The sequence below is a fragment of the Stenotrophomonas sp. P2112 genome, from assembly GCF_041897515.1.
GTDB classification, from domain to species: Bacteria; Pseudomonadota; Gammaproteobacteria; order Xanthomonadales; family Xanthomonadaceae; genus Stenotrophomonas; species Stenotrophomonas sepilia.
In genome coordinates, this window is the sequence record NZ_CP169216.1 from 1,885,664 (window position 1) to 1,912,143 (window position 26,480).

Annotated in this window: 27 protein-coding genes, 1 tRNA gene and 1 pseudogene; 15 read left to right on the forward strand and 14 right to left on the reverse strand. The window is 66.7% G+C overall.

The genetic code is table 11. The features are described 5' to 3' along the window. The first annotated feature begins 34 nt into the window (after positions 1-34). The gene (locus tag ACEPA4_RS08805) at positions 35-646 is read left to right on the forward strand and encodes a TetR/AcrR family transcriptional regulator (protein ID WP_005416287.1); all 612 of its coding nucleotides are present in this window, start codon (positions 35-37) and stop codon (positions 644-646) included. Here ACEPA4_RS08805 and ACEPA4_RS08810 read toward each other — a convergent pair. Together ACEPA4_RS08810 and ACEPA4_RS08815 are read right to left on the reverse strand one after the other, a co-directional pair. Next, entirely contained in the window at positions 643-2,589 is a 1,947-nt protein-coding gene (locus ACEPA4_RS08810; RefSeq protein WP_262089677.1) for a GGDEF domain-containing phosphodiesterase, read from the reverse strand. The two genes, ACEPA4_RS08805 and ACEPA4_RS08810, sit on opposite strands and share 4 nt — an antisense overlap. Before the next feature lie 96 nt (positions 2,590-2,685). Further along, positions 2,686-3,402, reverse strand: coding sequence for an SDR family oxidoreductase (locus tag ACEPA4_RS08815; RefSeq protein ID WP_095377703.1), 717 nt, complete (start codon positions 3,400-3,402; stop codon positions 2,686-2,688). Positions 3,403-3,680: 278 nt separating this feature from the next. On the opposite strand from ACEPA4_RS08815, the gene ACEPA4_RS08820 reads away from it, so the two are divergent. Beyond that, on the forward strand, positions 3,681-4,484 hold the full coding sequence (locus ACEPA4_RS08820; protein WP_065177500.1) for an APH(3')-II family aminoglycoside O-phosphotransferase: 804 nt from the start codon (positions 3,681-3,683) through the stop codon (positions 4,482-4,484). Here ACEPA4_RS08820 and ACEPA4_RS08825 read toward each other — a convergent pair. Further along, complete coding sequence (locus ACEPA4_RS08825) at positions 4,457-4,882, reverse strand: DoxX family protein (protein WP_005416291.1); 426 nt, start codon at positions 4,880-4,882, stop codon at positions 4,457-4,459. The genes ACEPA4_RS08820 and ACEPA4_RS08825 overlap by 28 nt on opposite strands. A gap of 145 nt (positions 4,883-5,027) precedes the next feature. Between ACEPA4_RS08825 and ACEPA4_RS08830 the strand changes: the two genes are divergently transcribed. The 3 genes from ACEPA4_RS08830 (at position 5,028) to ACEPA4_RS08840 (ending at position 7,753) form a co-directional block, all read left to right on the forward strand. Next, complete coding sequence (locus tag ACEPA4_RS08830; protein ID WP_111129081.1) at positions 5,028-5,618, forward strand: TetR/AcrR family transcriptional regulator; 591 nt, start codon at positions 5,028-5,030, stop codon at positions 5,616-5,618. Next, positions 5,615-6,649, forward strand: coding sequence for a heparan-alpha-glucosaminide N-acetyltransferase domain-containing protein (locus ACEPA4_RS08835; protein ID WP_053500027.1), 1,035 nt, complete (start codon positions 5,615-5,617; stop codon positions 6,647-6,649). The genes ACEPA4_RS08830 and ACEPA4_RS08835 overlap by 4 nt, the downstream gene beginning before the upstream one ends. A 99-nt stretch (positions 6,650-6,748) precedes the next feature. Continuing rightward, positions 6,749-7,753 carry an aminoglycoside phosphotransferase family protein gene (locus ACEPA4_RS08840; protein WP_005416294.1) on the forward strand — a complete coding sequence of 335 codons (1,005 nt, stop codon included), beginning with the start codon at positions 6,749-6,751 and terminating at the stop codon, positions 7,751-7,753. 118 nt (positions 7,754-7,871) lie between these two features. On the opposite strand, the gene ACEPA4_RS08845 is transcribed toward ACEPA4_RS08840, so the two are convergent. From ACEPA4_RS08845 to ACEPA4_RS08875, 7 genes are all read right to left on the reverse strand, one after another. After that, positions 7,872-8,759 carry a DMT family transporter gene (locus ACEPA4_RS08845; RefSeq protein ID WP_005416295.1) on the reverse strand — a complete coding sequence of 296 codons (888 nt, stop codon included), beginning with the start codon at positions 8,757-8,759 and terminating at the stop codon, positions 7,872-7,874. Between the two features lie 32 nt (positions 8,760-8,791). Then, a complete protein-coding gene (gene murB, locus ACEPA4_RS08850; RefSeq protein WP_374083030.1) occupies positions 8,792-9,853 on the reverse strand; it encodes a UDP-N-acetylmuramate dehydrogenase in 1,062 nt (353 codons plus the stop codon). Between the two features lie 8 nt (positions 9,854-9,861). Next, positions 9,862-10,917 (reverse strand): quinone-dependent dihydroorotate dehydrogenase, encoded by a 1,056-nt coding sequence (locus ACEPA4_RS08855; protein ID WP_053500023.1) that lies wholly within the window; start codon positions 10,915-10,917, stop codon positions 9,862-9,864. An 8-nt stretch (positions 10,918-10,925) separates the two neighbouring features. Continuing rightward, a complete protein-coding gene (locus ACEPA4_RS08860) occupies positions 10,926-11,696 on the reverse strand; it encodes a class I SAM-dependent methyltransferase (protein ID WP_262089664.1) in 771 nt (256 codons plus the stop codon). Positions 11,697-11,700: 4 nt separating this feature from the next. Next, on the reverse strand, positions 11,701-11,985 hold the full coding sequence (locus ACEPA4_RS08865; protein ID WP_005413144.1) for a DUF4190 domain-containing protein: 285 nt from the start codon (positions 11,983-11,985) through the stop codon (positions 11,701-11,703). A gap of 160 nt (positions 11,986-12,145) precedes the next feature. Next, on the reverse strand, positions 12,146-12,985 hold the full coding sequence (locus tag ACEPA4_RS08870) for an SDR family NAD(P)-dependent oxidoreductase (RefSeq protein ID WP_262089662.1): 840 nt from the start codon (positions 12,983-12,985) through the stop codon (positions 12,146-12,148). Next, positions 12,985-14,517 (reverse strand): aldehyde dehydrogenase family protein, encoded by a 1,533-nt coding sequence (locus ACEPA4_RS08875; protein ID WP_005416301.1) that lies wholly within the window; start codon positions 14,515-14,517, stop codon positions 12,985-12,987. Before ACEPA4_RS08875 ends, ACEPA4_RS08870 begins: the two co-directional genes overlap by 1 nt. A 183-nt stretch (positions 14,518-14,700) precedes the next feature. Here ACEPA4_RS08875 and ACEPA4_RS08880 point away from each other — a divergent pair. Then, positions 14,701-14,777 (forward strand) — tRNA-Arg (locus tag ACEPA4_RS08880). Positions 14,778-14,879: 102 nt separating this feature from the next. On the opposite strand, the gene ACEPA4_RS08885 is transcribed toward ACEPA4_RS08880, so the two are convergent. Continuing rightward, complete coding sequence (locus ACEPA4_RS08885) at positions 14,880-15,101, reverse strand: tyrosine-type recombinase/integrase (protein WP_235645937.1); 222 nt, start codon at positions 15,099-15,101, stop codon at positions 14,880-14,882. Positions 15,102-15,857: 756 nt separating this feature from the next. On the opposite strand from ACEPA4_RS08885, the gene ACEPA4_RS08890 reads away from it, so the two are divergent. Both ACEPA4_RS08890 and ACEPA4_RS08895 read left to right on the forward strand, forming a co-directional pair. Next, on the forward strand, positions 15,858-16,415 hold the full coding sequence (locus ACEPA4_RS08890) for a hypothetical protein (protein ID WP_139727023.1): 558 nt from the start codon (positions 15,858-15,860) through the stop codon (positions 16,413-16,415). A 450-nt stretch (positions 16,416-16,865) separates the two neighbouring features. After that, positions 16,866-17,330 carry a GNAT family N-acetyltransferase gene (locus ACEPA4_RS08895; RefSeq protein ID WP_139727024.1) on the forward strand — a complete coding sequence of 155 codons (465 nt, stop codon included), beginning with the start codon at positions 16,866-16,868 and terminating at the stop codon, positions 17,328-17,330. 26 nt (positions 17,331-17,356) lie between these two features. Here ACEPA4_RS08895 and ACEPA4_RS08900 read toward each other — a convergent pair whose 3' ends face one another. Next, the gene (locus ACEPA4_RS08900) at positions 17,357-17,716 is read right to left on the reverse strand and encodes a response regulator (protein WP_049413819.1); all 360 of its coding nucleotides are present in this window, start codon (positions 17,714-17,716) and stop codon (positions 17,357-17,359) included. Continuing rightward, on the reverse strand, positions 17,706-18,842 hold the full coding sequence (locus ACEPA4_RS08905) for a nitrogen regulation protein NR(II) (protein WP_262089660.1): 1,137 nt from the start codon (positions 18,840-18,842) through the stop codon (positions 17,706-17,708). Before ACEPA4_RS08905 ends, ACEPA4_RS08900 begins: the two co-directional genes overlap by 11 nt. 178 nt (positions 18,843-19,020) lie before the next feature. Here ACEPA4_RS08905 and ACEPA4_RS08910 point away from each other — a divergent pair, with 178 nt between their 5' ends. The 5 genes from ACEPA4_RS08910 to ACEPA4_RS08930 all read left to right on the forward strand — a co-directional run bounded on the left by ACEPA4_RS08910 (position 19,021) and on the right by ACEPA4_RS08930 (position 25,166). Continuing rightward, positions 19,021-22,128 carry a response regulator gene (locus tag ACEPA4_RS08910; RefSeq protein ID WP_065185011.1) on the forward strand — a complete coding sequence of 1,036 codons (3,108 nt, stop codon included), beginning with the start codon at positions 19,021-19,023 and terminating at the stop codon, positions 22,126-22,128. Then, positions 22,125-22,949: a protein-glutamate O-methyltransferase CheR gene (locus ACEPA4_RS08915; protein ID WP_005416310.1), complete on the forward strand. Its 825-nt coding sequence runs from the start codon at positions 22,125-22,127 to the stop codon at positions 22,947-22,949. The genes ACEPA4_RS08910 and ACEPA4_RS08915 overlap by 4 nt, the downstream gene beginning before the upstream one ends. Further along, positions 22,949-23,524 (forward strand): chemotaxis protein CheB, encoded by a 576-nt coding sequence (locus ACEPA4_RS08920; RefSeq protein WP_049413816.1) that lies wholly within the window; start codon positions 22,949-22,951, stop codon positions 23,522-23,524. Before ACEPA4_RS08915 ends, ACEPA4_RS08920 begins: the two co-directional genes overlap by 1 nt. After that, the gene (locus ACEPA4_RS08925) at positions 23,521-24,654 is read left to right on the forward strand and encodes a hybrid sensor histidine kinase/response regulator (protein ID WP_005416312.1); all 1,134 of its coding nucleotides are present in this window, start codon (positions 23,521-23,523) and stop codon (positions 24,652-24,654) included. Before ACEPA4_RS08920 ends, ACEPA4_RS08925 begins: the two co-directional genes overlap by 4 nt. Positions 24,655-24,737: 83 nt before the next feature. Further along, positions 24,738-25,166, forward strand: a complete 429-nt coding sequence (locus ACEPA4_RS08930) for a BLUF domain-containing protein (RefSeq protein WP_005416313.1) — start codon at positions 24,738-24,740, stop codon at positions 25,164-25,166. Between the two features lie 15 nt (positions 25,167-25,181). Here the strand turns inward: ACEPA4_RS08930 and ACEPA4_RS08935 are convergent, their stop codons facing one another. After that, on the reverse strand, positions 25,182-25,502 hold the full coding sequence (locus ACEPA4_RS08935; protein ID WP_005416314.1) for a helix-turn-helix transcriptional regulator: 321 nt from the start codon (positions 25,500-25,502) through the stop codon (positions 25,182-25,184). 83 nt (positions 25,503-25,585) lie between these two features. Here ACEPA4_RS08935 and ACEPA4_RS08940 point away from each other — a divergent pair. Continuing rightward, positions 25,586-26,026: pseudogene (locus ACEPA4_RS08940) on the forward strand (YeeE/YedE family protein); the annotation flags it as partial. After that, positions 26,023-26,460 (forward strand): DUF6691 family protein, encoded by a 438-nt coding sequence (locus ACEPA4_RS08945; RefSeq protein WP_065185005.1) that lies wholly within the window; start codon positions 26,023-26,025, stop codon positions 26,458-26,460. The pseudogene ACEPA4_RS08940 and the gene ACEPA4_RS08945, both read left to right, overlap by 4 nt. The last annotated feature ends 20 nt before the right edge of the window (positions 26,461-26,480 follow it).

Genomic DNA, 26,480 nt, shown 5'->3' on the forward strand with positions numbered 1-26,480 from the left:
ATGGAGGCATCCGTTCAGTTATCCGGTTCCCGCCATGTCCCGTCCCCCGCAACGCCTGACCGACCGCAAACGTGACGCCATCGTGCGCGCGGCGGTGGAGGAGTTCCGTGCATCGGGCTACGAGGCGACCAGCATGGACCGCATCGCCGAGGCGGCGGGGGTCTCCAAGCGCACCGTCTACAACCATTTCCCGAGCAAGGAAGCACTGTTCTCGATGATCCTGGAGGAGCTGTGGGAGCGCAGCGTGGCCAGCGACGCACTGCCGTACCGCGCCGACCAGCCGCTGCAGACGCAGCTGCTGCAGTTGCTGGGCCAGAAGCTGGACCTGCTCAGCGATGGGAATTTCATCGATCTGGCGCGGGTCGCGATGGCCGAGATCATCCATTCACCGGAGCGCGCGCAGGCCATCGTCTGCCGCATGGGCGAGAAGGAAAGTGGCGAGAGTGCCTGGATCCGCGCAGCAATTGCCGATGGCCGCCTGCGCGAGGTGGATCCGGACTTTGCCGGCCACCAGTTGCATGGGCTGGTGAAGAGCTTCGCGTTCTGGCCGCAGGTCACGATGGGGCAGCCACCGTTGACCGCGCAGGAACGTGCGCGCGTGGCCGAATCGGCGGTGGCGATGTTCCTGGGGTTCTACGCGGTCTAGCCGGCTGCGAAGCGACGGAACTCGTCGGCCGGCAGCGCCGCCGAGTACAGGTAGCCCTGGCCGACATCCACCCCGAGTGCGCGCAGCTTCTGTTCCTGGGCCAGGGTCTCGGTACCCTCGGCCACCACGATCGCGCCGCAGCGGTGCGCGACCTCGACGATGAAGCGCACGATCGACTGCGACTTGGCGTCGGACAGCGTGGCGATCAGCGCCTGCTCGATCTTGACCTCGGCGATGGCCAGCTGCGAAAGCAGGATCAGGGTTGAATAGCCGGCGCCGAAATCATCCAGCGACAGGGTGACCCCGGCTGCCAGCAGCTGTGCGATGTTGGCATCGACCACGTCGCGCTCGACGATTTCGGTCCATTCGACGATCTCCAGGCGCAGCATCGCACCGGGGATGTCATGCAGCTGAAGCAGCTCCTGCAGGCGCAGGCCGAAGTCGGGCAGGCGCAGCGATTCGGCTGAAACATTGACTGCAATTGTCAGCGCCGCGCCGTCCCGCCGGCAGTGCTGCAGGAAGTGCACCGCCGACCGCAGCGTGGCCCATTCCAGGTCTGCCAGCCGCCCCTGCCGGCGCAGCAGCGAGATCACCCGCATCGGGGCAATCGGCCGGCCTTCGCCGTCGCGCATGCGCAGCAGTGCTTCGGCGCCGACCAGTTGGCGGTCCTGCAGACGATGCTTGGGCTGGTAGCACAGCGGCGCATTGCCCTGCTGCAGCCAGTGCTCAAGCGCAGCCTCGATCAGGGCGTCGATCTCGCTGTCGCGCTGGATCGGGTCATCGAAGAACACCACGCCCGACTCGATCGCGCTCAGTGCCACGGTGATGGCGCGGAACGGAAGATGTCCTTCGTCGGCATCAGCAGGGGGCTTCAATTCAACCACTGCACAGCGGAACAGCGGCCGGAAGCCCGGCCAATCGCGGGCGACCCGATCGGCCAGGTTGCTGGCCAGCTCGGTGATCTGCGGTTGCGTGCGCAGTGTGGACAAGGTCAGGCCGCGCACCAGGATCGCCAGCGCGGCATCCCCGAACTGGTAGATCTCCAGCTGCGCAGCCGACAGCGAGGGCAGCAACCGATGCACCTCCTCGGTGCTGTCGCGCTGCCACAGGCCGTTGTCCTGCAACGGCCCGTAGCGCAGGCGCAGATCGCGCAGGTTGCCCATCTCGGCCACGATCAGGCAGGCCTTGCCGGTGCCGTCGTTATCCCGCCAGTACTGCTGCAGGCATTCACCGAGCGCACGCATGTTGGGCAGCCCGCTGATCGGATCGATGCGGAGCCAGGCCTGTTCGCGCTGGCGTTGCGCATCGATCTGGGCATCGTTGTAGACCAGCGCGAACACGGCGCCGAGCACGAGCAGCGAGACCGGCAGTGCCAGCGCGCGCTGGATCGCCAGCTCGGCCACCGGCAGTTGATCGGCGCCAATGATCGCCACACCCAGCGCCAAACCCAGAGCGGTTACCCCGATGCGCACGGACCATGCCTGCAGGATCATGCGCGGCGAGAGCTCGTTGAGCATGCGCGGGTACAGGTGCCTGCGCAGCCAGACGCCGGCCACCATCTGCAACACGGCCTCAAGGCTGGCAGGCAGGAAGAACGGGATACCGACGAACTGGTAGCGGGCCAGGAGGGCGGCAGCCAGGCAGGCCAAGCCGCCGCGCCAGCCGCCCAGCAGGCCACTGACCAGTAGGATGTCGAAGCCCAGGTGCAGTTTGACGACACCCTGGGAATAACGGGCCACGAACCAGGAATTGAACAGGTAGATCAGGCCCAGCGCTACGCCGACATACAGGCGACGGCCTTCTATGGCGTGCCCGGCGCGACGGGTGGCGATCAGCAGCACGCCGATCATGCCGATCACTGCCGTGGCCTGCAGCAGATACAGCGGCAGGCTGGGCAGGGCGCTGTCCAGGACCTGGGCCGAGACCCGTGAAAGCGCATCCATAGCAGGTTCCCGCCTGTGACCGACGGCCAGTGACGAGCAGGGTAAACCACGACCGCGCGCGCGGCCACTGAGGGTGCTCTGCCGCGGCCGGCAAGGTCAGTAGCGCGGGTCGGCGATGGCGGGCAGCACCAGTTCGCGCACGAAGCCGGAGGATGACAGCTGCAACAGGGCGCTTACCATGGCCACGACATCGTGGACCGGCACCTGCTCACCGTCGCCGCGCGCTGCGGCCTCGGCCACCGGCACCGACAAGGCGTCGTCGGTGTTGAGGTAGCCCAACTGCAGGCTGGTCACCGCCAGCCGGCGATCGCGGAAGCCTTCGCGCAGCGCATCGGCGATGCCGTTGAGGGCGAACTTCGAGGCGCCGAACGCCACTTCCGGGCGGCCACTGCGAGGCAGGGCCGAGGTCGAACCGGTCAGCACCAGCTGCGGGCGCGCTGCGCCCAGTACGCGGGGCAGCAGGCGTTGCAGCAGTACAAGGGTCGCGGTGATGTTGACGTCGACCAGCGTCGTGAGTGCAGCGTCGCTTTCATCGAGGAAGGCGTACTCGCCGCTGAAGGCCTTGTCTTCCCAGATACCCAGGTTGTGGATCAGCACATCGATATCGGCCGGTGCCTGCGCTGCGATGTGGTCGGCAGCCACGGTCGGCCGGGACAGGTCTGCTTCGATCCATTGCAGGGTGACGCCGTCAGCGCAGGCGATGCCGCACGGGCGGTTGCGCGAGACACCAATCACAGTGTCACCCGTGGCACAGAGGCCTTCCACGAACGCGCGGCCCAGGCCCTTGCTGGCGCCGATGACCATCAGTTTCATGTTGCTTCCTCGTTGTACTGCGGCAGCCACGATCGGCTGCCAGAACGGTGCTCCACTTGGCGAACGCGCGCAGGCCGCCGCGTTCGGCGGTAAGGGTCGAGGCCGTGTCGTCGAACTGGCACCGGTACCGTGGCAGCAGCCGTCGCTGCTGCAGGCGCTGGGACGCAGTGGCCGCCGACGGCCCGGTCAGCTCGCTCAGGCTGCCTCCCGCACGGGGGGCGATGTGCGCCAGGATGAGCGAGAATGCGTAGGGTCACCGGCAACAGGAATCTCCTGGCATGGACGAGCACAACGCCACCACTGATGGCATGCCGCTGCCGTTGGCGTGGCAGAAAGCGTTGGCCGACGCGCGCATCGAGCGGCAGTCGATGGGTGTTTCGCGGGCCGACGTTGCCCGCGTGCTGCGGCCAGGTAGACCCGACGCCTTCCTCAAGTCGGAACTGATCGATGCCTTCAGTGAGCTGGGCGATGAGATCGCACGCCTGCGCTGGCTCCAGGCACAGGGACAACCGGCGCCAACGGTGATTGCCACGGCCGAAGAAGCGGGCCGGCACTGGTTGCTGATGAGCGCGCTGCCTGGCCGCGATCTGGCTTCGTCGCCGGAACTCGCGCCGCAGCAACGGGTGGAGATACTGGCCGACGCGCTGCGCGGGCTGCATGCGTTGCCGGTAGCAGCCTGTCCGTTCGATCAGCGGCTGGCCTCGCGCCTGCCGGCCGCGCAGGCACGGGTCGAGGCAGGGCGCGTGGACGCCGATGACTTCGATGACGAACGCCTGGGACAGAGTCCACAGCAGGTCTTCGCCCAACTGTGCAGCACCCGTCCCGATCATGAAGATCTGGTGGTCAGTCATGGCGATGCCTGCCTTCCGAATCTGATGGTGGCCGAGGGGCGTTTCAGCGGTTTCATCGACTGTGGGCGGCTGGGCGTGGCCGACCGTTACCAGGACCTGGCGCTGGCCGCGCGCAGCCTGGTCCACAACTTCGGTGATACGCGTTGGGTCACGCCGTTGTTCCAACGCTACGGCGCTGTAGCCGACGAGCGCCGGTTGGCGTTCTACCGGCTGCTCGACGAGTTCTTCTGAGCCCGCGCGCGGCTGGCGATGGCCGCGCAGATCAGCCCACCGATCACGCTCAGGTGTTCCAGTGCGAAGAACAGGGCCAGCTGCTGTTCCGCGCCGTGCTTGGTCCAGAAGGCATGCACGATGGCGATGGTCAGCAGCATGAACACCGCCAGCGCGCCGCTGCCCAGCCAGAGCAGGCGATCAAGTAGCAGGCACAGTGAGCCACCCAGCAGTACCACGGCGCTGGCGAGGTTGAACAGCACAGGCGGTTGCAGCCCGGCCGCCTGCATTTCGGCCACGCTGTTGTCCCACGCCAGCAGCTTGGCCAGACCCGATGACAGGAACACCACGGCCAGCAGCAGTCGGGCCAGGAACCACAGCACGCGGCTGTCGAGCAGGGCGGTGATCATCCGCGGCATGAAGTCTCTCCGGGTTGGGCTTGGAACGGGCCGCGCAGCATCGGGCCTCAACCGCAGTTGAGGTCAAGGGCCGGCTGAACGGAACTCGCTGGTTGGCCGGGTTGCCATCTTCCATGTGGACGAACGTTCGTTCATTATTGGCGCCATGAACCGAGCCGACCGCAACGCGCAACGCAACGCGCAGATCCTGCAGGCCGCCCTGCAGTGCTTCCTCGCCAAGGGATTCCACCAGACCAGCATGCGTGACATCGCGCAGGCGGCCGACGTCAGCCTGGGCAATCTCTACAACCACTTCCCTGGCAAGGAAGCGATCATCCTTGCAGTGGCCGTGGCCGAGAGCGAGGAATTGGCGCCGTTGCTGCAGCGGCTGGCCGTGGCCGACGGTGATCGCACGCAGGTGCTGGCGTTCCTGCAGGACTTCCACACGCTGTGCAGCCATCCGGAATGGGCGACGCTCGCCGTCGAAGTGCTGGCCGAGAGCGCACGCAATCGGGCCGTGGCCGAGGCATTTGCGGCCAATCGCAGGCAGTTGCAGGCTGTGCTGGCCGAAGCGCTGCAGCAGGTGGCACAGCGTGAACGTCGGCGTCCCGTGCTGGCCCCGGCACTGCAGGCGCAGGTGCTGCTGGATGCCATCGAAAGCGATGCGCTGCGTCGCGGGCTGGGCGAAGCCGGTGGCACCGATGAGGCTCCGCTGGACCCTGGCCTGCTCGCGCTGCTGCTCGGTGCACGCGCATGAGCGCGGTTGAGCGGCGATTGCACGGCCTCGATCTGGCACGGTATCTGGCGCTGGCAGGCATGGTGCTGGTCAATTTCCGCCTGGCGATGGCCGTGCCGGCAGAGGGTCAGGGTTGGCTGGCCGGCTTCTTCCATCTGCTGGAAGGCAAGGCCTCTGCGACCTTCGTCACCCTGGCCGGACTTGGCCTGGTACTGGCCACACAGCGCCTTGGCTGGATGCCGGCCGGCGCGCAGACCTGGCGGCGCGCGCTGTTCCTGCTGGTACTGGGCCTGCTCAACCTGACCCTGTTCCCGGCCGACATCCTGCACTACTACGCGGTGTATTTCGCGCTGGCGGTGCTGTGGCTGCGTGCGTCGTCACGGGTGCTGCTGGCCAGCATCGCCGGCCTGGCGGCCGGGTCGTTCTGGGCACTGCTGCACTGGAATTACAGCCAGGGCTGGAACTGGCAGACGCTGGAGTATGCCGGTCTCTGGCAGTGGCCGGGTGCCGCGCGCAACCTGCTGTTCAACGGCTTCCATCCCTTGCTGCCCTGGATGTGCTTCTTCCTGCTGGGCATGCTGCTGGCGCGCCTGCCGTTGTCACAACCGCGGGTGCAGCGTGCGTTGCTGCTGGTGGGCCTGCTGCTGATCGGCGCAGGCCAGGCCGTGCAGCACCTTGCGCAGGGAACGCCCTGGCAGCCGTGGCTGGGAACGCAGCCGATGCCGCCGGGACCGGCCTACGTGTTGACCGGTGCGGGCGCAGCCTGCAGTGCGATTGCCGCGTGCCTCTGGATCAGCCGCCGTTATCCGGGGGATTGGCTGGAACCGCTGACTGCAGCAGGGCGAATGACCCTGACCCTCTACGTCGGCCACATCCTGCTGGGCATGGGTACGCTGGAATGGTTGGGGCTGCTCGATGGCAGCGCGTCGCTACCGACCGTGCTGCTGTGGGCGCTGTTGTTCCTGATGCTGGCCACGGGCGCAGCGTGGCTGTGGTCGTGGCGGTTCACGCGGGGGCCATTGGAAGCGGTGATGCGTCGCGTCGCCGGCTAGCACGTTGGTCGCGCAGGCACGATGTTGTGACGGACATGTCTGTGTCGTGGCGGGCACATCTGCGATAGTTGTCGCAGATAACACTTTCCGCTTGCATCCATGTCATCCGCTTCGGCGCAGCATCTCGGCGAAGTCCTCCAGCAATCCTATGGCATCACCGCGACCGCCGTTGTGCCACGCCCGGTTGGCGCCGATGCCAACGCCAGCGTGTATCGCATCGATGCACGGCGCGGGCAGTGGTGGTTGAAATGCCGCAGTTATCAGGTGGCCCCTGCCGTCTGGGACACCCTGCATTGGCTGCGCGGCACGCTGGGTATCGAGGAGATCGTTGCGCCCTGGCCGGCGTTGACCGGCGGGGCATCGGTGCAGCGCTGGGGCCTGCAGTTCACCCTGTTCCCGTATGTGGAAGGCCAGTCCGGTTTCGAGGCGGCATTGAGCCGCACGCAATGGCAACGGTTGGGCGAGGTGCTGCGGCGCCTGCACGAGGCGTGCCCGCCACCGGCGCTGCAGGAAGCGCTGCCAAGCATCCGGATGGAAACCGCGGCGCTTGATACCGTCGGGCAGTGGCTGGCCGGCGAAGGCCTGGCGGCTGCCAAGGATGGGCTGGGCCGTGCCTTCGTTTCCGTCTGGGACCAGCAGCACGCGCGCATCGCGGCGCTGCACGCGCAGGCACTGCAGCTGCACGCGGCGTTGCAGGATGTGCCGGTGCGGCTGCACCTGTGCCACACCGACCTTCATGCCGGCAATCTGCTGATGGGCAATGACGGCGGCCTGCACCTGATCGACTGGGATGGCCTGTCGCTGGCACCGCGCGAGCGCGACCTGATGTTCATCGGTGGCGCTGTCGGCGGGCGCTGGGGCCGCGAGAACCCGTTGGGATTCGAGGAAGGCTATGGCAGTGACCGCGGCGACCCTCGCTGGATCGCCTGGTACCGTCACTGGCGCATCCTGCAGGACCTGATCGAGTTCCAGCAGGTCCTGCTGGGCAGCGATGGAGAGGACCGGTCGCCGCAGCTGCGCCGGCAGTCGCTGCATTTCCTCAGCGAACAGTTCGCACCGGGCAATGTGTTCGACGCGGCCGAGCGGGTGTATCGCGCGCTGTAGATCCACGCCATGCGTGGATGAACCCTGCGCGCTCAGTCAACGGTGGAGGCGCGAAGAGCAGCCGAGCGTAGGCTCGGCTCTACAGAGGAGTGCAGCGTCATCCACGCGTGGCGCGGATTTACTCGGCGGGCTTCGCCGCTGATGAGGCGGCTGCGCTGGCGGCGCGGCGCGACAGCACGGCCTCGCGGTGGGCAATGTAGGCGTTGGCGGCGAGGATGATGCCGGCGCCGATGATCGTCCAGCGGTCCACGCTTTCGTTGAACAGCAGCCAGCCGAACAGCGTCACCAGCGGCAGCTGCAGGAAGCTGATCGGGGTCAGCGCCGAGACTTCACCCAGGCGCAGCGCCCGCGTCCACAACAGCTGGCCGATGGTGCCGAGCACGCCGGTGGCCAGCAGCCACAGCCAGGCCATGCCGCTCGGCCAGACCCAGACGAACAGCGCCGGAACCAGCGACAGCGGCACCCAGAACACGTAGGTGTAGAGCACCACGGTATCGGCGCTGTCGACGCGGGTGAGCTGCTTGATCTGGATCGCCACCAGCGAACTGAGCACTGCGGCGGCCACGGCGACCAGGCTGCCCGCGGTGAAGCCGGCGGTACCGGGTCGCACGATCACCAGCACACCGATGAAGCCGACCACGACCGCGGCCCAGCGGCGCACGCGCACGGTTTCACCCAGCCACAGCACGGCGGCGATGGTGACGAACAGCGGCGTGGAGTATGAGAGCGACACCGCCTGCGCCAACGGCAGGTGGCCCAGTGCCCAGAACGCGCACAGCATCGAGCCCAGGCCAATCGCACTGCGCACGAAATAGCGCGGCAGCTGTTGCGTCTTCAGCGGAGCACGGCCCGGCCGCAGCAGCATCGGCAGCAACGCCAGCAAGCCGAAGGCATTGCGGAAGAACGCGACTTCCTGGGTTGGCACGTACCGGGTGGCGTAGCGGATCGCGACCGCCATCAGGCCGAACGCCATCGTACTGCCGAGCATCAACAGCGCCGCCCGCATCGGGGCGGCGCTGGGGGAGAGGGCGGGAGTGTTCACCACTGTGCGCCGAGCAGGCGGGGCTCCGGTTCGATCGGCACGCCGAACTTCTCCAGCACCGACGCCGAGATACGGCGCGCCAGCGCCAGCAGTTCAGCACCGCTGGCGTTGCCGTGGTTGACCAGTACCAGCGCGTGGCTGGGGGCCACGCCGGCATCGCCCTCGCGGAAGCCCTTCCAGCCGCAGGACTCGATCATCCAGGCCGCAGAGACCTTGCGCTTGTCATCCTGCTCGGCCGGGAACACCGGCAGCTCGGGGAAGTGCTGCAGCAGCACGTCGACCTGCTCCAGTGGCAGCACCGGGTTCTTGAAGAAACTGCCGGCGTTGCCCAGTACATCCGGGTCGGGCAGCTTGCGGCGGCGGATCGCGATCACCGCATTGGCCACGTCCACGGCGCTGGGCAGTTCCACGCCCTGCGCCTGCAGTTCCTCGCGGATACCGGCGTAGTCCATGCGCAGGTCATGCAGCAGCGGCAGCTTCAGTTCGATGGCAGTGATCAGGTAGCGATCGGGCTGCTGCTTGAACACGCTGTCGCGGTAGGCGAAGCCACATTGCTCGTTGTCCAGCCGTACCCAGGCCTGTTCCTGGCAGTCCCAGGCCTCCACGGCCTGGATGAACTCGCCGACCTGCGCGCCATAGGCACCGATGTTCTGGATCGGCGCGGCGCCGGCAGTGCCGGGAATCAGCGCCAGGTTCTCCAGCCCGGACAGGCCTTCCTGCAACGACCACATCACCAGGCCATGCCACGGCACGCCGGCGCCGGCGCGGATCACGGCATGGTCGGCACGGTGTTCAAGGAAGCTGATGTCACGGTTGCCGAACACCAGCACGGTGCCGGGCAGGTCCTCGGCGATCAGCACGTTGCTGCCGCTGCCCAGCACCAGCAGCGGACCCTTGGCCACCTCGGGCAGCGCCAGCACGTCCGGCAGCAGCGCGGCGTCGTGCAGCTCCAGCAGCTGTGCGGCGCTGGCCTGCACGTGGAAGGTATTGAGCGCCTGCAGCGGGGCATTGCGGGTGAGCGTCCAGCGCAGGGGCGCGTTGCCGTCGACGGTGTCCATCGGCGCGCTCACAGCGGGGCCACCGCGCCGCGGCTCGGCGCTTCACGGCGGCGACGGATGGCTTCCACGCATTCGGAAACCAGCGCCGGGCCACGGAAGATCAGGCCGCTGTAGCACTGCACCAGCGCGGCACCGGCCGCCATCTTGGCCACCGCATCGGCGCCGGACAGGATGCCGCCGACGCCGATCAGCGGCACCGATTCGGGCAGGCGCGAACGCAGGCGGCGCAGCACCAGCGTGGACTGCTCCAGCACCGGTGCACCGGACAGGCCACCGGCCTCATTGGCCAGCGGATCGCCGGCCACCCTGCTGTGGTCGATGGTGGTGTTGGTGGCGATCACGCCGTCCACCTGCAGTTCGCCCAGCACGCGGGCGGCGGCGTCGATATCGCGTTCGCTGAGGTCCGGCGCCACCTTCACCAGCATCGGCACGCGTCGGCCGTGCCGGGCAGCAAGGTCTTCCTGGCGGTCGCGCAGCTGGCTGACCAGCTGGCGCAGCGCGGTCTCTTCCTGCAGCTCACGCAGGCCTGCGGTGTTGGGCGAGGAGATGTTGACGGTGATGTAATCGGCCAGCGGGTACACCTTGTCCAGGCAGGCAATGTAATCGTCCACGGCCTGTTCGTTGGGGGTGTCCTTGTTCTTGCCGATGTTGATGCCGAGCAGGCCGCGGCGGTTGCGCGCGCGCTCGACGTTGCGCACCAGCGCATCCACGCCCGCATTGTTGAAGCCCATGCGGTTGATGATGGCGTTGTGTTCCGGCAGGCGGAACAGGCGCGGTTGCGGATTGCCGGCCTGCGGGCGCGGGGTGATGGTGCCGATTTCGACGAAGCCGAAGCCGAGCGCGAACAGTGCATCGATGTGCTCGCCGTTCTTGTCCAGGCCGGCGGCCAGGCCGACCGGATTGGGGAAGGTCAGCCCGAACACCGTGCTGGGCATCGGCGCGATGCGTGCGGCCAGCAGCGGCGTGGTGCCGGTGCGATAGGCCAGGTCCAGTGCGGACAGGCCGAGGCCGTGGGCGCGCTCGGCGTCGAGCGAGAACAGGAAGGGGCGGGCAAGCGAATACATGCGTCGGTTCAGTCCAGCGTGCCGAGGAAGGCTCGGGTTCGATATTCAAAAGCGACCTGGCCGTCCACCGCATGGGCGGCGAACAGGTCATGCAGAGCGTCGATCATCGCCGCGTGGCGGGGATGACCGGATTGGGGTGCATAGGAGGAGGACAGCAGGCGCCCGCGCAAGGCGTCGAAGTCCAGATGCTGCACGTTTGGCAGCTCTACCCTGCCGCGCAGGCCGGGGCCGAACCAGGCCTGCATGGTGGCATCGTCCTGGTAGCGCTCGGCCACAGCGGTGTAGTCGGTGCCATAGTCCAGCAGCAACTGTTCGTAACCGATCAGGAACGGGCTGGCATCGAGCAGGCGCGAATTCCAGTAGATCAGTGCCTGGCCACCGGGGCGCAGGATGCGCTGCCACTCGGCGCGCACCGCCACGGTGTCGAACCAGTGAAAGGCCTGCGCGACGCTGACCAGATCGATGCTGGCATCGTCCAGTGTGGTGGCCTCGGCGCGGCCGTCCACCGCACGGAACTGCGGGTACTGCGGTGCCAGCCACTGTTCGGCGGCGGCGCGCATCGCAGCGTTGGGCTCGACCGCCACCAGCGGATGACCGCTGGCGAGAAACGGACGGCTGGAGATGCCGGTGCCGGCGCCGATGTCGGCGACACGGGCCTGGTGGCTGACGCCCATCGGGCCGTGCAGCCAGTCCAGCAGTGCGGGCGGGTAGTCGGGCCGGTAGCGGACGTAGTCGGCGACGCGGCTGCTGAAGCGTTCAGTGCTGTCGGAGGCGGTCATGGCGTCAGTTCGACACCGCCGCCAGCCATGCCAGGCCGCCGAAGAACAGGATGAAGACCAGGATGGCGGCAAGCACGGCGCCGACCATGACCCAGCCCAGCACCAGGCCGGTAACGGCCAGGCCATCGCCTTCCAGTTCATGCGGGCGGCGGCGGATCTCGGCGCGGGCCATGTGGCCGGTGATGATGGCGACGATGCTGGCCACGAAGGGCAGGACGGTCCAGCTGGCGATGCCCATGACCAGGCTGACCACGGCCAGGGCGCTTGTCTGTCGGGGTGCCACGCTCATCGGGTCCTCCTTGGCAGTATGCACATGATAGTGCCTCTGCCCGGGCAATCCCATGGGCAGTGCCCTGTAGAGCCGAGCCCATGCTCGGCTGCCCCCTTGGGCTGATGCGGGATCGACCGCGTCTTGCGTGCAAGCCGAGCATGGGCTCGGCTCTACAGATTCAGCCCATCAACACCTGGCCGCCATCCACGTTGAGCACGCTGCCGGTAACCCAGCGCGCCAGTGGCGAGCACAGGAACAGGGCGGCGTCGGCGATCTCACGCGGGTGGCCAAAGCGACCAAACGGGATCTTCGCCAGGGTGCCGTGGTACAGCGCTGGATCCTCGATGCGGCGACGGTCCCAGAGCCCGTCATCGAACTCGATCGAGCCCGGTGCGATGGCGTTGACCCGGATCCGGTCCTTGGCCAGCGCCAGCGCCTGCGAGGTGGTGTAGTGCGAAAGCGCGGCCTTGGCAGCGGCGTAGGGCGCGCCACCGGGGCGCGGCTGCTGCGCGGCAATCGACGACAGATTGAGGATGCAGGCATCGCTGGATGCGCGCAGCCAGGGCAGGGCCAGGCGTGAGGCACGCACCGCCGCCATCAGGTCGATCTGCAGGCTCGCGGCCCAGCCCTCCTCATTGTCGGCCATGCCGTAGCCGGTGGCATTGTTGACCAGCACATCGATGCCGCCGAAGGCATCGGCGGCGGCCTGCAGCCAGGCCTGGATCTGGCCAGGATCGGCCAGATCGGTGGAAAACGCATGCAATGGCGTGCCCTGCGCCTGTGCATCGGCGCACAGGGCCTCCAGGCCGGCCTGGCCGCGCGCGCAGACCGAGACCTGCGCACCGGCACCCGCAAAGGCCAGTGCCATTTCACGACCAATGCCCTTGCTGCCGCCGGCAATGAGCACGCGGCGGCCGCTGAAATCGAGGATCGGAGCCCCTGCGGGGATCCGACCCTGGGCATGGCTCAGATCCCCGGAGGGGCTCTGACCCACAGACGTGTCTGCGTCGCTTGCCATCACAGGTCGAACTTGATGCCCTGCGCCAGCGGCAGCGAATCCGAATAGTTGATGGTGTTGGTCTGGCGGCGCATGTAGACCTTCCAGGCATCCGAACCGGACTCGCGGCCACCGCCGGTGTCCTTCTCGCCACCGAAGGCGCCGCCGATCTCCGCACCGGACGTGCCGATGTTGATGTTGGCGATGCCGCAGTCGCTGCCGGCGGCCGACAGGAACTTCTCGGCGGTCTTCAGGTTCTGGGTGAAGATCGAGGACGACAGGCCCTGGGGCACGCCGTTCTGCATGTCGATGGCTTCGTCGAGGGTGTCATACGGCATCACGTACAGGATCGGTGCGAAGGTCTCGTGCTGGACCACGGCGTCGCTGTTCTTCAGGCCCGTGACGATTGCAGGCAGCACGAAGTTGCCGGCGCGGTCGATGCGGGTGCCGCCGGTCTCGATGGTGCCGCCGGCCGCCTTGGCCTGGGCAATGGCATCGAGGAACTGCTGCACGGCGCCTTCGCTGTTCAGCGGGCCCATCAGGTTGGCGGCATCGGTCGGATCGCCGATCTTGCCTTCCACCTGCTTGTAGGCCTTGACCAGGGTGGCCAGCACGTCGGCGTAGATCGAGCGGTGCACGATCAGGCGGCGGGTGGTGGTGCAACGCTGGCCGGCAGTGCCGACCGCACCGAACACGATGCCCGGCACGGCCAGCTTGAGGTCGGCGGTTTCGTCCAGGATGATCGCGTTGTTGCCGCCCAGTTCCAGCAGGCAGCGGCCGAGGCGGCGTGCGACCTTCTCGTTGACGGTGCGGCCGACCTGGGTCGAGCCGGTGAAGCTGATCAGCGGCACGCGGCGGTCATCGACCATCTTTTCCGACAGCGCGGTGCCGGCATCGTTGATCAGGAAGAAGATGTCCGGGAAGCCCGCTTCGCGCAGGGCGTCGTTGCAGATCTTCAGCGAGGCGATGGCGGTCAGCGGCGTCTTGTTGGACGGCTTCCAGATGCACACGTCGCCACAGATCGCCGCCAGGAACGAGTTCCAGCTCCACACCGCGACCGGGAAGTTGAAGGCCGAGATGATGCCGACCAGGCCCAGCGGGTGGTACTGCTCGTACATGCGGTGGCCGGGGCGCTCGGAATGCATGGTGTAGCCGTACAGCATGCGGCTCTGGCCCACGGCGAAATCGGCGATGTCGATCATCTCCTGCACCTCGCCATCGCCTTCCGGCTTGCTCTTGCCCATTTCCAGGGCAACCAGCGAACCCAGGGCGTCCTTGTGCCTGCGCAGTGCTTCACCGCACAGGCGCACGGCTTCACCGCGGCGCGGCGCCGGCGTGGTACGCCAGACCTTGAAGGCTTCCTGGGCGCGGGCGACGACGGTCTCGTACTCGGCCTCGGTGGTGGCGCGGACCTGCGCGATCGGCTCGCCGGTGGTCGGGTTGACCGGGGTGATCAGCTCACCGCTGGTCGCGCTCGACCACTCCCCGTTGCCCAGGTACGTGCCAGCGTTGATCGCGTCCAGGCCAAGGGACTTGAGCAGCTCGGAAGACATGCAGACTCCTGTGTTTCGTTACGTTGTTTGGTGCCATCGCGGGCAGGTGGGGGACGCGATGAACTGAATCGCCGATGGTAGCAGAGCGCCCCGACCGGCCATGGTGCAACGCGCCAGCGGAACCGGGCTGGACATGAATGCTTGGAGGGCAGGGCACGTTGGCTGTAAACTTCCCGGCTGCATGGCCCCGTAGCTCAGCTGGATAGAGCGTCCCCCTCCTAAGGGGAAGGTCGCCCGTTCGAATCGGGCCGGGGTCACCAGAATCAATAACTTAGGCGGACTCAGTGGTGAGCATTTCCCACTGTTTTCTGCATATTCACAGGATTTGGTCCCAGTGGTCCCAGCGCTCTTAGCCGCGCGGATCAGTACCTGAGCTTCGCCACAGTACCGTCGTCGCCCTCAGGCGTCAGGTGGGCATAGAACTTCTCTGTCGTGGCGTAATCAGCGTGCCCGGCCAGAATCTGCACCCTTCGCAACGGAACTCCGGCCATCACCATGTGGGCGCAGAAGGTGTGCCGCAGCCGGTTGAGGCTACCGCCGATTCCCACACGCTTGGCATCCGAGGCGAACCAGTCGGAAAGCATGTCGTTGTGCGCGACAATAGCAGATGGGGTAGGCGGCGAAGCGCCCAGCGGGCGTACTGGTTCGGCAACACCCCGCGCCACTTGCCTGACTCCGCGAACACGGTGGACTCAATGCCGCGATTGTTGCAGGCGGCCAGGAACTTCCTGGAGGCGGGATGGCAGTATGCCGAGCGCGAAAATGACCTCTCCCGTGTCGGTTGGGGCACCAGCTGAACGGTGCGCAGGCGCTCAGTCATGGTCGGCACCTCTTATGGCGGATGATGCGGCGCCTGCTATCGGACTACATGCCGTAGATGACCGTCCCGGGAAAGAGATCGCGCATGTGGTGCGGCATCTTCCCGTCCACCACAACTCGCCATCTCAGGACCGAGGCACGATGCCTGCCGAATGCCTTCAGAGGATGAGCCAAAACTGGATGCTCGTTTCTGGGTTGCATGGCGCAGCAGACTTTGACCATTAAGCAGCAGACTTTGACCATTAAGACGCCTCCGCCTGCCATGCGCCGATATGGCCGCAGAACACTGCGATCTTTATCAAGGCCCTGGCCGAAGCATGTTGCTCGCTACTGCTGTTCCTGCGACAGGTGCCGAACTGGCTGGTGCACTTAGAGGTATTGCCGAGCGACCGCTAAAACTCCGCTCTTTTGCACCTCAAATTCGACACGGGTCTCGGTAACGCAAATTTCCATGTCCTAGAATCGAGGAGCGGGCAAGACGCCCGCTGGAAATCTGTATGTCCATTCTCTAAGGAGTAGATGTGAAGAAGATGATCGTTGTAGCAGCCGTATTGGCCGGAGCTCTGGCCGTGAACGCGTCCGCCCAAGAGGTGGATTACCTGGGAGCCTCGCCCAAGCTCTTGGCAGAAGCCAATGCGCAGGCGGCGGACTTGCCGGCGGGTGTTCAGCTGGTTGAACTTGAGCGTTGGCGCAGTAGGGATGATACCTTCTCGGCGCGGCCGCTGAACACTCCGGGTGGAATGCAGCATCCAGGCAGGAAGGAAGGCACTTTGGGCTTCATTTCCTACTATCCATTCGAAGGCAGTGTGACAATGTACGCATGCCTCAACAACAACTGGCTGGATAGCTTCTCTTCGATGGATCCGAATTGCGAAGGCCATATGAAGACCACGAACGGCATGCCGATTACGGGTTACATCGCTGCTACGCAGCTCCCGGGCACTGTCCCCTTGTACCGCTGCATGCGCGGTGGTCTGAAGCCGAACAACTGGGCAGATCACTTCGATACATTGGATGCCAACTGCGAAGGCGTGAAGTATCCGGTAAACGAAGGAATCATGGGCTACATCTGGCTCTGATTTATCGATGATCTGCGCCACTGTCAGATAAGGAGGCAGTCGCGACTGCCTCCAAGAGATCGCGGCGGTGATTCTTCAAGCGAACGCCGAAGAGGCTATGGCGATCCTGCTGGTAGCGAACCGCAGTACATGAATGTCTGTTGGGTCAGCTGCGTAGTGAGCTCTGCCCCGATTTTCTGGCGTCGCGGACGGACGATGATGGTGAAAATGTGCAAGTCACCCACGTTGTCCCCGGGCAGTAGAGGGTCAGGGTCCTTTCGCAGGTCGAACGCCAGCAGCGACCCCATCAAACCTGCAAATCACTGATCTTAGGTCGCAATGGAAGCTTTCCTAAGGGGAAGGTCGCCCGTCCGAATCGGGCCGGGGTCCCCCTGTTTGCGGCGCCACGTCCGCACGCTGCCCGCGAGGCCACTCGGATATGCTGGCGCCTCGCCACGCGATCCGCCCGCCATGGACCACCGCCTGCAGCCCGTGCAACCCCAGGACTACGCGCTCATCGCCGGGTGGCTGGATTCGGCCGCAGCCACGCGGCGCTGGGCCGGACCGGGCGTGTCCTATCCACTGCGACCCGAGCAGTTCGAGCAGGTATTGCAGCTGCGCGAACGCCCGGGATGGCTGCTGCTGGCAGAAAACGGCATGCGCGTGGGTTTCGGCCAGGCCTGGTGCACCGAGCCGGGTACGATGCATCTGGGCCGTCTGGTGGTTGCCCCGCAGGCACGGGGCTGCGGTCTCGGGCGGAGGTTGGTACACGCGCTGATCGAGCAGGCGTTCCAGTCTGATGCCGTTGAACGGCTGACCTTGCGGGTCTATCGGGACAATGCCGCCGCAGTTGCGTTGTACCGGTCCCTCGGCTTCGAGCCGGTGGACACTGCATCCACGCCGGCGCTGCTGTTCATGCAGCGGGCCCGGCGCTGAGCATGGCCACGCAGGCCGGTACGCCTTCAGTCCTGCTTGAGCAGTTCAACCAGCTGGCGCAAGCGATAGGGCTTGGGCAGGAACTCCACCTGCTCAGGAAGCGGCGGCAGCTGCGAACGCGCATAGCCGGAGGACAGGATCATGCGTGCATGCGGCTGCTCACGCGCGACGTGCTCGCTGAGCTCGATGCCGGACATGCCATTGGGCATGCTGACATCGCTGAACACCACGTCGAAGCGTGCGTCGCCCTTCAGCAACGCAGCGGCTTCATGCCCGTCGGCGGTGGTGGACACCTCGATGCCGAAATCGCGCAGGGCCATGCCGATCATCTCGCGCAGATCGTTCTGGTCCTCCACCATCAGTACGCGGATCGGGTCATCGGTCATGGGTTGCATCCTCGGTTGCGGGGAGCAGCAGGCTGACCGTGGTGCCGACACCGGGCGTGGTGGACACATCGACGAAGCCGCCGCTCTGGGTAGTGAATCCGAACACCTGGCTCAGGCCCAGGCCGCTGCCCTTGCCGATGTCCTTGGTGGTGAAGAAGGGCTCGCTGGCCCGCTCGGCGATGTCGGCGGCCATGCCGTGGCCTTCGTCGCAGACGCTGAGGGTGACATAGCCGCGTTGCAGCGTGGTGTCCGCATCCGGGTCGAGGCGATGTTCCAACGCGGTGCCGATCAGGATGCGGCCGCCATCGGCGGTGGCCTCCACGGCATTGGCCACCAGGTTCGCCAGGGCGGTCTGGAGCTGCATCGCATCGGTGCTCACCAGCGGCAGGCCCGGGGTGAGATGGGCTTCCAGTACCACCGTGGGCGGGCAGGCGCGTTGCAGGCCCGGCAGCCACTGTCGTACCAGCGCATTGATGTCCACCGATTCCCGGATCAGGGTCTGGCCGGTGCTGAAGGCCAGCAGCTGGCGGGTCAGCAGCGCGCCGCGGTCGGTGGCTGCCTGCGCGGCATCCAGCAGCTCGGCTGCGCGTGCATCGTCACTGCTGACACGCAGCGACAGCAGGTCAAGGGCGTTGCCGATGGTGGTCAGCAGGTTGTTGAACTCATGTGAGAGGCCGCGAGTGAGCCGGCCGACCGTCTCGAACTGCTGCGTATTGCGCAGCGCACGCTGGGCATCGCGCAGCAGCCGCTGCGCCTGCCACTGCTCGGTGATGTCACGGGTGATCTTGACGAAGCCGAGCAGTTCGCCGGCTTCCACGACCGGTTCGATGACCACGCTGGCGCGGAACGACGAGCCATCGCGGCGAACGCGCCAGCCCTCACTGGCGGCATGACCCTGCTGCGCTGCCACGCGAAGCAGGCGCTTCGGTTCACCGGCCTCGCGGTCGGCGGCCAGGTAGAAGCGGCTGAAGTGCGTTCCCACCACTTCATCGGCTGAATAGCCTTTGATACGTTCGGCGCCCGGGTTCCAGCTGCACACGATGCCTTCAGGATCAAGCAGGTACAGCGCATGGTCGCGCACGCTGTCGATCAGCAGTCGCAGTTGTCGGGAAGGGTCCGTCAGCACGGACGTAGTAGAGGCGGCTGCGTCCAAGTGTAAATAAGTGTTACCCCTGTGAGGGACGTGAAGCTAGGCACTCAAGTGTGAAGGATGCGTGCACACCTGACACGTGCCATTTGTCCTGTGCGGCTGAATGCGACACGGAGTACCATCTTCCACCCTTTGCCTTCTGGAACCGACCTGCATGCGTCCTGGTGCGACTACGCGTGACCGCTGGATCTGGATGACGTCCGCCGTGCTGCTGGCCGCGACCATCGCGTTGGAACTGGTCGTGCCGCTCGGCTACGCGGTATGGCTGGCCTACTTCCTCGCGGTCGGCGTGACGGTGTTCCAGCGCAGTGCACGCGCGCCGTTCGTGGTCGCGGTGATCGCCTGTGTCCTGCTGGTGATCGGCTTCAACGTTGCGCCAGCCAGCAACAATTCGTCCTTCTCGCTTGTCAACCGTACCGTCGGTGGCTGCGCCTTCCTGATGATCGCACTGATCGTGTCGCGCGCGATCCAGGCCCGGCGCCAGGCGATGCGCGCGCTCTGGCTGCAGGAGGCCGAGAACGCGGTGGCGATGAGCCTGCGCGGTGACCTCGGGCCGGAGCAGATCGCCGAGGCGGCAGCAGTAAGCCTGGCCGGGCAGCTGGATGCAGAGGTCGGTGCGGTCTATCGCCTGGACGGCGGCCGGCTGCAGCTGACCGGTGGCGTGGCGCTGCCCTCTGGGACGCCGGCCTCGCTGGCCCTGCACGAAGGACTGGCCGGGCAGGTTGCCCGGGACGAACGCATCCGCCACCTGCACGGCGAAGATGCTGCCGTGCTCGAACTGCAGACCAGCCTGGGCCGGCTGCCGGTGCGCGAGCGCATCCTGGCGCCGATCAGCAGCGATGGTGCGGTGGTCGGTGTCATCGAGCTGGGCCGCGCGCGGGCGGGTGAACAGCGTGACCTGGATCGCGAGCTGCTGGAGCGCTGCGCCGACACCATCGGCATGGCACTGCGCGCATCGCTGCTGCGTGCGCAGCTGGTGGTTCTGCTGGAAGAGTCGCAGCGCCAGGGCGAGGAGCTGCAGGCCCAGCAGGAAGAGCTGCGCGTGGCCAACGAGGAACTGGAAGAGCAGAGCCGCAGCCTGTTGCAGTCGCAGAGCCACCTGGAAGAACAGCAGGCTGAGCTGGAACAGAGCAACGTGCAGCTGGAAGAGCGCACCCACGAGCTGGAGGCGCAGAAGCAGGCACTGCTGGTTGCGCAGAGCCAGCTGGTGCGCAACAGCAACGAGCTGGCGGCGACCTCGCGCTACAAGTCCGAGTTCCTGGCCAACATGTCGCATGAGCTGCGCACGCCGCTGAACAGCTCGCTGATCCTGGCCAAGCTGCTGGCCGACAACAAGGACGGCACGCTGACCGAGGAACAGGTGAAGTACGCGCGAGCGATCCTGTCGTCCAACAACGACCTGCTCGCGCTGATCAACGACATCCTCGACCTGTCGCGCATCGAGGCCGGCCATGTCGAACTGTCCGATGAAGTGGTGGTGGTCGAGAGCGCGCTGCAGCGCCTGCGCGAGACCTTCGAGCCGATGGCGCGGCAGAAGGGCCTGGCCCTGCAGATCGAAGCCGACGCCCTGGCACCGACCCAGATGGTGGTTGACAGCCAGCGGCTGCAGCAGATCCTGAAGAACCTGCTGGCCAACGCGGTGAAGTTCACCGAGCATGGCAAGGTCAGCCTGCACGTGCGTGCCGGCGGCAACGGCCGCATCCGGTTCGAGGTCTGTGACACCGGCATCGGCATTGCCCGCGAGCAGCTGGATGTCATCTTCGAAGCGTTCCGCCAGGCCGATGGCAGCACCCGCCGTCGCTACGGCGGTACCGGCCTGGGCCTGTCGATCTCGCGCGATCTGGCCGAGCGCATGGGCGGCGGCATCCAGGTCGACAGTGAGCCCGGGCGCGGCAGCTGCTTCATCCTGGAGCTGCCGCTGCAGGGAGCGCCCGCGGCGAGCGCAGCCGTCGCTGCCGATGTCCCCGTGGCAGCGCCGCCGACGGCGCCGGCCGTGCTGCCGGCCGCGCCCGTACGCGCTGCGACCGCAGCAGCGCCGGTTACTGCGATGGCCGGCGTAGCCGACGACCGCGGTCGCCGCCAGCGCGCCGGGCGCCTGATCCTGGCGGTCGAGGACGATGCCACGTTCGCCGAAGCACTGGTGGCGCTGGCCCATGAACTGGACTTCGACTGCGTGGTAGCGGGCACGGCGGAAGAGGCGCTGGCCCTGGCCAGTGAACTGCGCCCGAACGGCATCCTGCTCGATATCGGCCTGCCGGACGTGTCGGGCCTGAGCGTGCTGGAACGCCTGAAGCGCAACCCGGACACCCGCCACATCCCGGTGCATGTGGTCTCGGCCACGGACCGCAGCCAGGTGGCGCGCGAGCTGGGCGCGATCGGTTTCGCGATCAAGCCGACCACGCGCGAGCGGCTGGTGACGGCGATCGAACAGCTGGAACAGACCAGCCAGCGCGACATGCGGCGGCTGCTGATCGTGGAGGACGACAACGAGCTGCGCCACAACCTGGAACTGTTGCTGGGCCGCGACCAGCTGCAGATCGTCGCTGTAGGCACCCTGGCCAGCGCACTGGAACAGCTCAGTACGGTCACGTTCGACTGCATGGTGATGGACCTGTCGCTGCCCGACGGGAGCGGCTACGACCTGCTCGAGCACATGGCCGGCAACGACGATGTCGGTTTCCCGCCGGTGATCGTCTATACCGGCCGCGCACTCAGTCGCGAGGAAGAGCAGCGACTGCGCCGCTATTCCAAGAGCATCATCATCAAGGGCGCGCGTTCGCCCGAGCGCCTGCTGGACGAGGTGACCCTGTTCCTGCACAGCGTGGAGGCCAGCCTGCCCAGCGACCAGCAGCGCCTGCTGCGCGAGGCCCGCCGTCGCGACACCGTGCTCGACGGTCGGACGGTGCTGCTGGCCGAGGACGACGTTCGCAACATCTTCGCACTGTCCAGCGTGCTCGAACCCCTCGGCGTCACGCTGGAGATCGCGCGCAATGGCCAGGAAGCGGTGGATCGCCTGGCCGAGCGCGAGGTCGACCTGGTGCTGATGGACATCATGATGCCGGAGAAGGATGGCCTTGCTGCGATGCGCGAAATCCGCGCGCAGCGCCACCTGCAGGACCTGCCGATCATCGCGCTGACCGCCAAGGCCATGCCGGACGACCGTGAGCGCTGCCTGCAGGCCGGCGCCAACGACTACATCGCCAAACCCATCGACGTCGACAAGCTGGTCTCGCTGTGCCGGGTCTGGTGCTCGCGGCAATGAACGAGCAGGCCCTGTTCGACCTGGAGCTGAAGGTGCTGCTGGAAGCGCTTTACCAGCGCTACCACTACGATTTCCGCAGTTATGCGGTGTCGTCGCTGCGCCGGCGGATCCGCCAGGCCATGCAGCGCTATGAGTGCGAGCGGCTGGCCGACCTGCAGCACCGCCTGCTGCACGAGCCGGACCTGTTCGCGCAGGCGATGCAGTTCTTCACCGTGCAGGTCTCGGAGATGTTCCGTGACCCGGCCTATTTCCGCGAGCTGCGCGAGCAGGTGGTGCCGGTGCTGCGCACCTACCCGTCGGTGAAGCTGTGGGTGGCCGGTTGCAGTACCGGCGAGGAAGTGTGGTCGCTGGCGATCCTGTTGCACGAGGAAGGCCTGCTGGAGCGCAGCATCGTCTACGCCACCGACATCAATCCGGCAGCCCTGGCCACCGCCGAGGCCGGCGCCTATGGCATCGACCGAATGGCCCAGTTCAGCCGGAACTACCTGGCGGCCGGTGGCACCGCCTCGCTGTCCGACTACTACGCCACGGCCTACGATGGCGCGGTGTTCGATCGCCAGCTGCGCCGCAACGTGGTGTTCGCCGACCACAGCCTGGCCACCGACACCGTGTTCTCCGAGGTGCATCTGGTGTCGTGCCGCAATGTGCTGATCTATTTCAACCGCGATCTGCAGGACCGCGCGGTGGGCCTGTTCCGTGAAGCGCTGGTGCATCGCGGCTTCCTTGGCCTGGGCAGCAAGGAGTCGCTGCAGTTCGGGCGCCACCACGGCGCATTCGAGACCTGCTCGCGGGAGCATCGCCTGTACCGGAAGGTTGCCTGATGGCACTGCCGACACGACCGGCCGTGCTGGTGATCGGGGCCTCTGCGGGTGGGGTTGCGGCGCTGCAGGCGGTGCTCGGCGCGCTGCCCGCGGCTCTACCGGCGCCGGTGCTGGCCGTGCTGCACCTTCCGCGCGACCGCAGCAGCCGCATCGCCGAAGTGCTGGCGCCGTACTGCGCGCTGCCGGTGCGCGAGGCCGAAGACAAGCAGCCGCTGCAGCCAGGCACGGTGACCTTTGCGCCACCGGACTATCACCTGCTGGTGGAAGACGCCGGTTCGCTGGCGTTGTCGGTGGACGCGCCGGTGCTGTTTTCGCGCCCGGCCATCGATCCATTGTTCGAGTCGGCTGCGGCCGTGTTCGGCGCGCAGGTGCTGGCCCTGCTGCTGACCGGTGCCAGCAGCGATGGTAGTGAAGGGGTGGCCGCGGTGCGCGCCGCCGGTGGCCGCGCCTGGCTGCAATGTCCCGAGGAGGCCGAGGCATCGATGATGCCGGCCTCCGCCCTGCAGCACGCCGGCGCCGATGCCGTGCTGCCCCTCGAACTGATGTGCCGTCGCCTGAAGGAGTTGTTTGCATGAACCTGCTGCCACCGGACCCTGCGCAGTCGCAGACCCCGGTCAACCTGCTGATCGTCGATGACGTGCCGCAGAACCTGGTGGCCATGCAGGCGCTGCTGCAGCGCGAAGGCGTGAACCTGCTGCTGGCGGGCTCGGGCGCGCAGGCGCTGGAACTGCTGCTCGAGCATGAGGTGGCGCTGGCGCTGCTGGACGTGCACATGCCGGAGATCGATGGCTTCACCCTGGCCGAGCTGATGCGCGGATCACACCGCAGCCGGGATGTGCCGATCATCTTCCTGACCGCCTCGCCGGACGACCCGCTGCGCGCGTTCAAGGGCTACGAAACCGGCGCGGTCGACTTCCTGCACAAGCCGGTGGCGCCGCAGGTGATCCTGAGCAAGGTCAATGTCTTCATCGAGCTGTACCAGCAGCGGCAGCTGCTGAAGGCGCGCAACGAGGCGCTGGAGCGCTCGCTCAAGCTCAACGAGACGATGGCGGCGGTGCTCACCCATGATCTGCGCACGCCGCTGTCGGCGATCCTGCTGTGTGCCGACAAGCTGGCGCTGGAGCTTCCTGCGGGCAATGACGGCGCGCAGCAGACCCTGAAGCACCTGGAGGCCAGCACGCTGCGCATGGCGCGCATGGTCGAGCAGCTGCTGGACTTTTCGCGGATCCGCAGCGGCGGGCTGCGCCTGCAGGCCAGCGCCTGTGATCTTGCCGAGGTCACGCGTGCGGTGGTGGCCGAAGCGGGCAGCGCCCACGGCCACGCACGGGTGCACCTGGATATGCTGGGCGATACCCGCCTGCAGGGTGATCTGGATCGGCTGGGACAGGTTGCCGCCAACCTGATCGGCAATGCGCTCACCCATGGCGGTGAGGCGAGGGTGGAGGTGGACGGCCGTGATCCGCGCAGCGTGCTGCTGCGGGTGAGCAACGCGGGACGGATCGACGACGCGCTGCTGCCGCGCCTGTTCGAGCCGTTCAAGGCCAGCTTCCATCCCAGCAATGGCCTGGGGTTGGGCCTGTATATCGTCGATCAGTTCGTGCGCGCGCACGGCGGGCACATCGCAGCGCGCAATGAAGCCGGTCAGGTGGTGTTCGAAGCCCGGTTGCCGAGGCGCACAGAGGGGCTGCCGGCGGCCGCTACCTGAATTCTTCAGGGAACACCTGCGGGCACCGAGACGGACTCGTCCGCAGCTGCTACCGTGGGTGTACATCTTGTCAAGGAAGCGCCATGCCACTGCGTGCCATCGCCTACGTCAGCCAGGCGCTGCCGGATCTTTCCGCTGAACGGCTGCGGGCGCTGGTCGATGATGCAGCCCGTTTCAACAAGATGGCGGGCGTGACCGGTGTGCTGCTGCATGACGGCGGGCGATTCCTGCAGTACATCGAAGGGCCGCCGGATGGTATCGATTCGGTGTACGAACGGATCCTGCAGGCCGGTAGCCATATCGACATCATCGAACTGGCGCGTGGCCGCCTTGGCCAGCGCCAGTTTCCGTACTGGTCGATGCGCGCGTTGCCGGTGGAGGAGGCGCTGCTGCGGCAACTGTCTTCCAGCGACTGGTCAGGTTTCACCCGCGCGTTGCATGGTGACCTGTCGGCGCCGACCCCGGTGGATCTGCTCGATCAGGTCGTGCAACCGGTGCTGCACGCAGGTTGAACCTGCGTGGAAGGTTCAGCGCGCTGCACTTCCGCAGTACGCCGCGTGCAACGCCTGCAATACGCCCAGCGCCGGCCCTTCCACTACCCGGTAGTGGATCGACTGCGCTTCGCGCCGGGTCGAGACGATGCCAAGTCCGCGCAGCACCGCCAGATGCTGGGACAGCGCTGATGCGCTGAGCCCGGTCAGTGCCTGAAGTTCCGGTACTGGCGCCTCGCCTTCGACCAGCCGGCACAGCACGCGCAGCCGTGCAGGATGGGCCAGGCTTTTGAGCAGCGCCGCGGCCTGGGCGGCATGCTCGGCCATCGCGGCACTGTCGAGCTCGATTCGGGCCATGGTTGACCTTTTGCTTTAGAAGACGCTAATTTAGAAAAAGCTAATTCAAAAGGCAAGCGAATGAACGCGACAACTGGAGGCAGGTCATGACCGTGCCGTGGGCCGCCGTCGCGGGGGGCGCGTTGATCGGTGCGGCGGCGGTGGTCTTGCTGGCAACCACGGGCCGGGTAGCCGGCATCAGCGGCATCGCCGCTGGCAGCGTGCGCGCAACGCCCGGCGATCGAGGTTGGCGCTGGGCATTCCTGCTCGGCCTGCTTGCCGCTGCAGGGGGTGTGCTGTGCTGGCAGGCCGTGCCAGATCAAGCGCCCCGCGACCTGTTGCGTGACGCCTTGCCGGCGTGGCAGCTGGTTGGCGCCGGCCTGCTGGTCGGATTCGGTACGCGGTTGGGCAACGGCTGCACCAGTGGTCATGGAGTGTGCGGCGTGGCCCGCGGCTCAATGCGGTCGCTGCTGGCGGTGCTGGTATTCATGGCCTGCGCAATGCTGACTACATTCCTGATCCGTCATGGCGGGGGCTTCGCATGAGCCGCATGATGGTGGCCGCCGGCGCGGCAGGGGCGCTGTTCGGCGCGGGCCTGGCGCTGGCCGGCATGACCGATCCGCGCCGCATCCTCGGTTTCCTCGACATCGCCGGCGATTTCGATCCCACCTTGGCCTGGGTGCTGGCCTCGGCACTGCTGGTCAGCGCGGTCGGCCAGCGCTGGGTGCTGCGGCGCCCGCGGCCGTCATGCGCAACGCGCTTCCAACTGCCCGCTGTGCGCGGTGTCGATGTACGCCTGGTGCTGGGCGCGGCATTGTTCGGAATGGGTTGGGGTTGGGCAGGCTATTGCCCGGGCCCTGCCATCGCCGGGCTGGCGGTGGGATCGCGCGAAGCGCTTTGGTTCGTGCCGGCCATGCTTGCAGGTTTCTGGCTGCACGATCGCCTGGTTCGCCGGGGCTTCACCGCTGTGTCACCCTGAATCGGGTCATATCCACGGAT